Annotated in this window: 7 protein-coding genes; 1 reads left to right on the forward strand and 6 read right to left on the reverse strand. The window is 55.8% G+C overall.

Features of this window, described 5'->3' with window-relative positions:
* Nucleotides 1-69 precede the first annotated feature (69 nt).
* The 3 genes from Q668_RS16095 to zapE form a co-directional block, all read right to left on the reverse strand.
* Nucleotides 70-1,431 carry a DUF1329 domain-containing protein gene (locus tag Q668_RS16095; RefSeq protein ID WP_022990654.1) on the reverse strand — a complete coding sequence of 454 codons (1,362 nt, stop codon included), beginning with the start codon at nucleotides 1,429-1,431 and terminating at the stop codon, nucleotides 70-72.
* Nucleotides 1,432-1,464: 33 nt separating this feature from the next.
* Nucleotides 1,465-3,291 (reverse strand): DUF1302 domain-containing protein, encoded by a 1,827-nt coding sequence (locus Q668_RS16100; protein WP_022990655.1) that lies wholly within the window; start codon nucleotides 3,289-3,291, stop codon nucleotides 1,465-1,467.
* 273 nt (nucleotides 3,292-3,564) lie between these two features.
* Complete coding sequence (gene zapE, locus Q668_RS16105) at nucleotides 3,565-4,665, reverse strand: cell division protein ZapE (protein ID WP_208618749.1); 1,101 nt, start codon at nucleotides 4,663-4,665, stop codon at nucleotides 3,565-3,567.
* A gap of 233 nt (nucleotides 4,666-4,898) precedes the next feature.
* Between zapE and Q668_RS16110 the strand changes: the two genes are divergently transcribed.
* Nucleotides 4,899-5,336 (forward strand): YhcB family protein, encoded by a 438-nt coding sequence (locus tag Q668_RS16110; protein ID WP_022990657.1) that lies wholly within the window; start codon nucleotides 4,899-4,901, stop codon nucleotides 5,334-5,336.
* A gap of 211 nt (nucleotides 5,337-5,547) precedes the next feature.
* Here Q668_RS16110 and Q668_RS16115 read toward each other — a convergent pair whose 3' ends face one another.
* The 3 genes from Q668_RS16115 to hisD all read right to left on the reverse strand — a co-directional run bounded on the left by Q668_RS16115 (nucleotide 5,548) and on the right by hisD (nucleotide 9,205).
* Nucleotides 5,548-6,291: a Nif3-like dinuclear metal center hexameric protein gene (locus tag Q668_RS16115; RefSeq protein WP_022990658.1), complete on the reverse strand. Its 744-nt coding sequence runs from the start codon at nucleotides 6,289-6,291 to the stop codon at nucleotides 5,548-5,550.
* A 285-nt stretch (nucleotides 6,292-6,576) separates the two neighbouring features.
* Nucleotides 6,577-7,647: a histidinol-phosphate transaminase gene (gene hisC / locus Q668_RS16120; RefSeq protein WP_022990659.1), complete on the reverse strand. Its 1,071-nt coding sequence runs from the start codon at nucleotides 7,645-7,647 to the stop codon at nucleotides 6,577-6,579.
* A 253-nt stretch (nucleotides 7,648-7,900) separates the two neighbouring features.
* The gene (gene hisD, locus Q668_RS16125) at nucleotides 7,901-9,205 is read right to left on the reverse strand and encodes a histidinol dehydrogenase (RefSeq protein WP_022990660.1); all 1,305 of its coding nucleotides are present in this window, start codon (nucleotides 9,203-9,205) and stop codon (nucleotides 7,901-7,903) included.
* Nucleotides 9,206-9,432: the final 227 nt, after the last annotated feature.

Below are 9,432 nucleotides of genomic sequence, written 5' to 3' on the forward strand. Positions count from 1 at the left end.
TGCCTGGCGCACCAAAAAAAAGGCGGACCATTGCTGGCCCGCCTTTCGATTCCAGCTAAGGGAAACCGGTTAGCGCGTACCCGCCCGGCGCAAAGCCGCCGGCGTGAAATCACGGGACTGACGCTGAACACCGAAGCTGTACGGTGTGTTTTCCTCGTTGGTCAGGCCCAGAGCCAGGTAGCGACCGGAGAGCAGGTCGTACAGCGCTTCGACGGCGTACCAGGGAACGTCCTGGTCATACAACTGAATCGCGTGGGCCTCGCCCACACGCCACAGTTCGCCACGGCCATCGTAATGGTCGATAACAGCGGCCTGCCAGCTGTCTTCGTCAATATAGAAGTCACGCTGAGCATAGACATGGCGCTCGCCCTCTTTCAGGGTGGCGCGCACGTGCCACACGCGGTGCAGCTCGTAACGGGCCAGGTCCTGGTTGATATGACCAGGCTGGATAATCTCGTCGTAGCTCAGGCCACGATCCAGCAGCTTGTAGGAGTTGTACGGGATGTACATCTCTTTCTTGCCAATCAACTCCCAGTTGTAGCGATCCGGAGCACCGTTGTACATGTCCAGGTTGTCTGAGGTACGCATACCGTCAGCGGCGGTACCCGGGCCGTCATAGGCAACCTGAGGCGCACGGCGAACACGGCGCTGGCCGGCGTTGTACAACCAGGCACGGCGTGGTTCGGCTACCTGGTCCAGGGTTTCGTGAACCAGCAGTACGTTACCCGCCAGGCGCGCCGGCGCGGTGATGGACTGTTTGAAGTAGAACAGGACGTTATCGTCTTTACCCGGCTTGTAGTCGGTCAGATAACTGTTCCACACCAGTTCTTCCTGGAACTTCACCACAGAGAAGTCGCCGCCCGCGGTAGGAGTTACCTGACCCACGTTACGCTGCACCGAGCCACCCCGGTAACGGGTAATATGGTTCCAGATTACTTCCAGGCCGTTCTGGGGAATCGGGAACGGCGTGGCATCCTGGTAGTTGTCGATACCGTTACCGCCAGACACCAGTTCTGCCTTGGTCGCATTCGCTACGGTCTCATCCATGATCTTCTTCGGATAAGTGGCGGTACGATGTGTCGGATATACCGGAATCCTGTAGTTATCGTACTTGCGGATCATCTCGACCTGGCCCGGAGACAGCTTGTCTGCGTACTGGTCGACATTACTCCGGTCGATAACAAACTTCGGTTGCTCACCGGCGAAGGGGTTCACGTAAATGCCGTCCCCCTTGTATCCGGCCGGAGGCGTGGAAAGCCCGCCGTCCCAGGCCGGAATGTCGCCGCCGTTGCCGGCTTTCTCCGCACCCATCGGGGTGAGGGTATCACCCAGCTTGGCTGCTTCCTGGGCAGAAACCGCGCCCCAGGCCTGACCTGCAAACAAACTTGCAGTCAGAACGCCGGTGGCCAGTAGTTTCTTGTTCAGTTTCATTTAAGTTACCTCGTTAAACGAATTCGGTCCGGTTCAGAAGGAGTAGGAAACACTCGCGCTCACGAAATCCCGGTCGGTCATTTCGTTATACGGCTTGCCACCGAAGTAGTTGGTATAACCGATGTTGCCGGTGATCTTGTTCTGGTATACGCCTGTCAGAGACAAACCGATGGATTTGTTGCCTTCGTTGAAGGCGCCACCGGGTTGCGGGGCGTAGCCTTTTACGTCATGACTCCAGGCAATCTGCGGAGACAGGTTGATGCCTGCAATCGCGTTCGGGTAGTCCCATACAAAACGGGCACGGTAACCCCAGGAGAAGTCAGTTACGAAACCGTCGTTTGTGCAATAGGTCGGATTGATGTTGGCAGACTCACCAGCTTCACACTGCCCACCGGGCAAGGCACCAATACCGAAGGTGCCGGAGCGTCCGTACCGGGCTTCGTCTTTACCCGGAAGATCATGAACATAAGTTGCACCCACTTCACCAACAAAGGACATCCGGCTTGCACCCATAATCTGATCAAAGAACTTAATCAAAGTCATCTGGGCCTGGGATACGCCATACTTGTCATACCCTGACACCGCCAAATTATCTGTGGTGCCATACTGGTCTTGCAGGCGAGGAGCCTCTCGCTGATAGAGCAAGCTTGTATCACGCTGCAAACCGCCGTAAATCAGCTCGAAAGCATTCCACTGAATAGGTAACTTGTCACGGTAGCTGTATTCGGCACCCAGAGACCAACCACCGGGCGTCGTTGTGTTGATACTTACACCGTAAAGGTCAATACCTTCAGGGTACTCAATAAAGTAGCTCGGGAATCGACCGCCTTCAGCCTGATTTGAGGTAATACCGCTAATGTACGGCAGTCGGCTGTTGTACTTGATGTAGTAGAAGCCTAGTTCAGAGTCGTTAAGGGCTGGAACATACCAGCGCATGGCAACACCGAACTGGTCTTTTGCATCCGCTTCCTGATCACCCACACGGGGGGCAATGAAGCCCTGGGCCACAGCCTGCGAGTCCGGCAGCTGACCAGCCAGAAGAACCGGGCCACAACCGTCAGCTACGAAGTCGTTGGTCGAGAAGAAAGTACCACAATCATCAATGCGCACTTTTTCCCAGTCTGTCTGAACGAAGGTCTCCAGTGTGATATTTTCGGTGACACCGGCAGACATGTAGAACATCTCAACGGGCAACAACGCGTCTTTCAGCTGGGCACCCGGAGCACGAAAGGCTGGAACGTCAATGGGGTTGATGGTGTTGATACCACCCTGGATAAAGGTACTTTCGCCCCAGGAGACAACTTGTTTACCGTAACGCAGGCTGACTGGCACATCACCGAAATACCAGTCAGAGAATACGTAAGCATCAAGAATCTCTCCGCCAGAGGCGTTATCCATACCGTCCGGGCTTAGTGACCGGCGCTGACCGACTGGATCAATTGCGCGCTTTTCGTCTTTCAACTCAAAGTCGTACCAATAACGACCACGGAGCAAGCCACCAACACGCGTCAGGACATTGCTATCAACCGAATAATCGATAAACAGCTCACTGTTACCTTTGACGACCTTAGAGTAGGTATCGCCCTTTTCGAAGTTGAGGTTACCGTCATCATAGTTATTCGTTGAGGCGCCGACAGGACCAAACGCATACTCAGGCCCCAGATTACCCTGGGCAATCAGGCGGCTGTCCGGATCTTCCACCCGCCAGCCAACACCCGCAGACAGCGTCGTATTGAACTGGGCTTCTACATCACCCATATAAAACGAAATGGCGGAGGCCGGTGTGGATACGCCGGCGGCTATGGCTACGGCCAGTGGTAACTTGGTCCAACGCTGCCACGGTTGAGTTTTTCTTGTCATTGGAAGGCTACTCCGTTGTTGTTCTGAGTCGCTGCTCGGTTGTTCTGGTGTTTTTGTCCTGGCGGCTGTACTTACAGTGCCGTGATGCTTGCACTATATCCAAGGCCTGTGGGGGCTTTGATCAGTCAAAAGTATGATTTTGCAGTCACTCTCCGTTCATGGTGTTCTCGCACTCCCTCACTATAGACAAGATTCGGGAGTGCAACCACTTCGGAATGACTAAGGGCGAGGCTTGGGTAGAGCGGCCACGAGTATCCGTGGCCGAATGGCTCTTTAAGGCTTGTGCGGTGCTTCCAGATACTCCCGGGACTGCATTTCCAGCAACCGGGACTCGGTGCGCTCGAACTCGAAGCTCAACCGGCCGCCGGTGTACAGCTCGGTGATAGGCGCGGCGGCGGAGATGATGACTTTTACGTTGCGGTCGTAAAACTCGTCGATCATGTTGATAAACCGGCGGGCCTGGTCGTCGTTGTTCTTGCCCAGCTGGGGCACATTGCTGATGATGATGGCGTGGAACTGGCGGGCCATTTCGATGTAGTCGTTCTGGCTGCGCGGGCCGTCGCACACGGCTTTGAAATCGAACCACACCACATCGTCTGCATGGGCTTCGGCCGGGATTTTACGGCCGTTAATTTCCATGGTTTTGCTGTGCTTTGCCGCTTCTACCGCCAGAGCATCGAAGCTGTTACGCAGGCTGATATCGGCCTGGTCGTCCAGCGGGCAGTGGTAGAGCTCCGCCTGCTCCAGGGTACGCAGCCGGTAGTCCACACCACCGTCGACATTCACCACATCGGTATGCTGTTTCACCAGGGCGATTGCCGGCAGGAAACGGGCCCGCTGCAGGCCGTCTTTGTAGAGGCCATCCGGCACGATGTTGGAGGTACACACCAGGGTAACACCCCGGCTGAACAGGCCATCCATCAGGGTGGCGAGGATCATGGCGTCGCCGATGTCGGAAACAAAGAATTCGTCAAAACAGATAACCCGGGTTTCGTCTGCGAATTTCTTGGCGACCATTTCCAGCGGGTTCTTCTCGCCTTTGAGCTGCTTCAGCTCGTTGTGCACCCGCTGCATAAAGCGGTGAAAGTGCACACGCATTTTACGATCGAACGGCAGCGCCTCGAAGAAGGTGTCCATCAGGTAGGTTTTGCCACGGCCAACGCCGCCCCAGAAGTACAGGCCTTTGACCGGATCTTCCTTACCCTTCTTCAGTTTGCGGCGGAGCTTGGACAGGCCGCCCTTGCTGCGTTCGCTTTCGGCCTCCACCAGTTTGTCGTACAGTGCCTGCAGGCGCTTTACGGCATCTTCCTGGGCCGGATCCTTGTGAAAGTCCGGGCGCTCAAGATCCTTTTGGTAGCGTTGCCAAGGGGTCAGGTTCGCGACGGTTTCGGAGGACATGGCTTCTGTCATCAGGATTTTCCTGCCTGCTAGGTGGATTTTCGGGCGCGGTATTGTCGCTTATTTCACGCTTTTTCGCCACGCCGCACAGGCGCCGGGGCAATAAGACGATTGGCGCAGTGTTTCGGCATGGGATACATCCGTTCGGGGGGTTATACTCCTTGAATGAGGAATGGCTCACTTGCAGGCAATGAAAGGACGATTTTTATATGACAAACCTGATTGTGGCGGCGGTTGTCGCGTTGGTGGTTGGCATTGTCATCGGGCTTATGTTTGGCCGGTCTGGCCAGGGAGCTTCGTTGCGACAGCGCCGGGCGGAGCAGCAGGTTGATGAGTTGCGTAGTGAGTTTACGCGGTATCAGGCCCAGGTGAATGAGCACTTTATGGAGTCTGCGCATTTGCTGCGGCGGTTTAACGATACGTACCGGGATGTGAATCAGCATATGGCCCGGGGCGCGAATCGTCTGTGCAATGATGAAGACTGGCTGGAGGAGCTGGGGCAGGATTCTTCTGGTCGTCTTGGCCATTCGGAGGCTGAGCCTTCCGAGCCGCCTCGGGATTATGCGCCGAAGTCTGATCCGGAGGCCAAGGGCACTCTGGCTGAAGACTACGGCCTGAATGCGGATGGTTCCAAGCGATCTGCCTGATTCTTTACTGAGTAGATACAGGCCTTAGAACTAGGCGCCTCGGATCCGCCAGCCTTCTGGGTTTGGCGGCTGGCCAGTCTGGGAAACGCCTCTCCAAAAACCGCTACAAGCACATCCATGTGCGCTTCTCTCCGGCCATCCATGGCCTACGACATTTTTGGAGAGGCGTTCCCCAGACTGACCGACCCTAACAGCTCAGGGGCCGTGTCATTTACACCGGGTTATCGCAGTCGATGAACTGGTGCATTACTCCGAATTCCCTTGCTAATGCTTCGCCCAGAGCCTGAACACCATACCGTTCGGTCGCATGGTGGCCGGCCGCGTAGTAGTGAATCCCGCACTCTCTGGCCGTGTGAGTCGTCGGCTCGGAGATCTCGCCGCTGATGTAGGCATCGACACCCGCATCCAAAGCCACGTTGATGAAGCCTTGGGCTGCGCCGGTGCACCAGGCGACAGTCTTGATCATTTCCGGGCCATTGCCTACGTGAAGGGGTTGCCGGTGCAGGGCTCTTGCGAGGTGCAGGCCGAACTTTTCGGATGACATGGGTTCGGGTAATTCACCTTGCCACACTAATCCACCCATTGGACGTGGATTCTGGATGCCAAGTATATCGGCCAGTTGGCGGTTGTTGCCGTACTCGGGGTGGTCATCCAGTGGCAGGTGGTAGGCGACGAGGTTTATGTCGTTGTCCAGGAGCTGTTTGAGGCGGTTCTTTTTCATGCCACGGATGGTTTGATCTTCACCTTTCCAGAAATAGCCGTGGTGGACCAGGATCATGTCTGCGTTTTGTTTTACGGCTTCGTCGATCAGGGCCTGTGATGCGGTCACACCTGAAACGATAACGCCTACACTCTCGCTGCCCTCAACTTGCAGGCCGTTCGGGGCATAGTCCTGAAAATTTTCTGGCGCTAGCCATTCGTTTATTCTGGCGAGGATGTCGTTTCTGTTAGCCATACAAACCTCATAACTTGGGTTCAGTTGGATTGGGGTATAGCTGGCGTGCACGATGCTTGAGAGTAAGGGGCCGCAGGGACTTTCCGGAAATTTCGTAGGCCATGGATGGCCGGAGAGAAGCGCACATGGGCGTAGCAAACGCTTTAGAAGCGCAGCTTCTCGTGCCGCGCAGCGACAGCAATCTATGATTGCTGGCTGGACCCGCTTGCGGGTGCTTGTAGCGGTTTCCGGAAAGTCCCTGCGGCCCCTTACGTTTACACCAAAACCCGAACGCCAGCGTACGCCCTAGTCACTCTGGAGGGAATCAAGGCCCTTAACCAAAGCGTTATTCTGGTCGCTGGTGCCAATGGTGATCCGCAGGAAGTCACTGATTCTTGGCTTGTTGAAATGGCGAACGATGATGCCCTGCTCTCTCAATTTTGCCGCGATCTCTGCGCCTTCGTGGTCGGGATGACGAGCGAACACGAAGTTCGCTTTTGATGGCAACACCTCGAAACCAAGGTTTTCCAGCTGGCCAGTAACTCTTTCACGCTCGCGAACAACCCCGCTACAAGAATCTTCAAACCATTGCTTGTCTTCGAATGCGGCAACGGCGCCAACCAACGCCAGGCGGTCCAGCGGATAGGAATTAAAGCTGTCTTTCACGCGATTCAGGGCCTCGATCAGCTCTTCGTTACCCACCGCAAAACCAACACGCAGACCAGCAAGCGAACGGGCCTTGGAGAGAGTCTGGCAAACCAGCAGGTTCGGATACTGGTTTACCAGGCGAATCGCCGTATCACCACCGAAGTCCACGTAAGCTTCGTCTACCACCACCACGCTGTCCGGGCTGGCTTGCAGGATCTCTTCCACGTGTTGCAGGCCCAGGTAGCGACCAGTCGGCGCGTTCGGGTTCGGGAAGATGATGCCACCGTTAGGGCGTTTGTAGTCTTCCGGGTTAATTTCGAAGCTGTCGGTCAGCGGAATCACCGTGCTTTCGATCTGGTACAGGCCGCAGTACACCGGATAGAAACTGTAGGTGATATCCGGGAACAGGATCGGTTTGTCGTGTTTCAGCAAGCCCTGAAAAATGTGCGCAAGAACTTCGTCCGAGCCGTTGCCGACAAACACTTGCTTTGCATTAATCGCAAAATCGACGTGGTAGTCGGCGATCGCTTCTTTCAGCGCCTGTCCTTCCGGATCAGGATATAAACGAAGATTGTCGTTAAGCTCTTTTTGAATCGCTTCGATCACCTTCGGCGACGGACCAAACGGATTTTCGTTGGTGTTCAGCTTCACCAAATTAGCCATTTTTGGCTGTTCACCAGGCACATACGGCTGCAATTCGCTGACCAGCGGGCTCCAGTATTTACTCATATCTCTTGAACTCCAAAATGGTGCAGGAGCCGGGTTGGTTGTATTTATTTGGGAGTTTTCGCAGGGCAGGTAGGGCTTTCCAAAAACCGCTCCTTACGGCACATCCATGTGGCGCTTCTGCTCCGCCATCCATGGCTCCGCAAATTTTTGGAAAGCCCTACCTGCCCTGCTATTCGAACCTTCCAGTACAACCAACCCGGCTCTCAAGCTATTCAGATGGACCAGCAGCACCCAAGGACACCGCAGGAATCAGTCAGTCTTTGATACGGTACTCAGCTGAACGGGCATGGGCCGTAAGGCCTTCACCGCGCGCCAACACAGAAGCCACACGCCCCATTCGGTCAGCGCCTTCCGGAGTAAAACCAATCAGGGACGATCGTTTTTGAAAATCGTATACGCCCAGCGGGGAACTGAACCGGGCAGTACCGCTGGTGGGCAACACATGGTTCGGGCCCGCGCAGTAGTCACCAAGAGCTTCTGCTGTGTAGCGACCCATAAAGATGGCGCCGGCATGGCGGATATCATCCAGCATCGCCTGGGGATCTTCTACCGACAGTTCAAGGTGCTCCGGAGCAATACGGTTGGACACTTCCGCAGCCTCTTTCAGGTCTGCCACCTTGATCAGCGCACCACGGCCCAGCATGGAGGTGCGAATAATGTCTTCACGCTCCATGGTCGGCAGCAGCTTGTTGATGCTCGCTTCCACAGCATCCAGGAAATCCGCATTCGGACTCACCAGGATACTCTGGGCCTGTTCATCGTGCTCGGCCTGGGAGAACAAGTCCATGGCGATCCAGTCCGGGTCGGTCTTGCCATCGCAGATCACCAGGATCTCGGAAGGCCCGGCGATCATGTCGATACCGACCACACCAAACACCTCCCGCTTGGCCGTGGCCACGAAAATATTTCCCGGGCCCACAATCTTGTCCACCGAAGGCACAGTTTCCGTACCGTACGCCAGCGCCGCAACCGCCTGGGCGCCACCGATGGTAAACACCCGATCCACACCCGCAATCGCCGCCGCCGCCAGCACCATGTCGTTCACCACACCATCCGGTGTAGGAACCACCATGATCACCTCGGCAACCCCGGCAACCTTCGCAGGAATCGCATTCATCAGCACAGAAGACGGATACGCCGCCTTGCCACCCGGCACATACAAACCAGCCCGATCCAGCGGCGTCACCTTCTGCCCCAGAACCGTGCCGTCTTCGTCCTGATACTGCCAGGACTTCTGATTCTGCCGCTCATGATAATCCCGAACCCGCTCGGCAGCCTTCTCAAGAGCCACCCGCTGATCCTGCGGAATCCGCTCCAAAGCCTCCTGAAGTCGCTCCTGGCCCATCTCCAGTTCCGCCATGGAGCCGACCTTCAACCGGTCAAACTTCTCGGTAAACTCCAGAACCGCAGCATCACCACGGGTTTTCACCTCACGCAGGATATGCCGAACCGACTCATTCACCTGATGGTCAACACTGTCATCCCACGCCAAAAGCTTGGCCAGCGCACTGTCAAAGTCGCCCTGTGTGGTATTCAGTCTGGTGATTCTGTCGTTCATCTCGTTAATCCTGCTTTGGATTGAATACTGATTTCCGTCGGATTACCCGCCAACAGTTCGGGGATTAAAAACTCTGAGGCTTCCAAACTCAAAAGTATGCGGAAGCCATCGGGTTGGCCCTTCCAAAAATGTGCGGAGCCATGGATGGCGGAGCAGAAGCGTCACAGGGACGTGCCGCAAGGAGCGGTTTTCGGAACACCGACCCACACCTGCGACAACACCCAACC

The sequence above is a fragment of the Marinobacter sp. ES-1 genome, assembly GCF_000475255.1.
Lineage (GTDB): Bacteria > Pseudomonadota > Gammaproteobacteria > Pseudomonadales > Oleiphilaceae > Marinobacter > Marinobacter vinifirmus.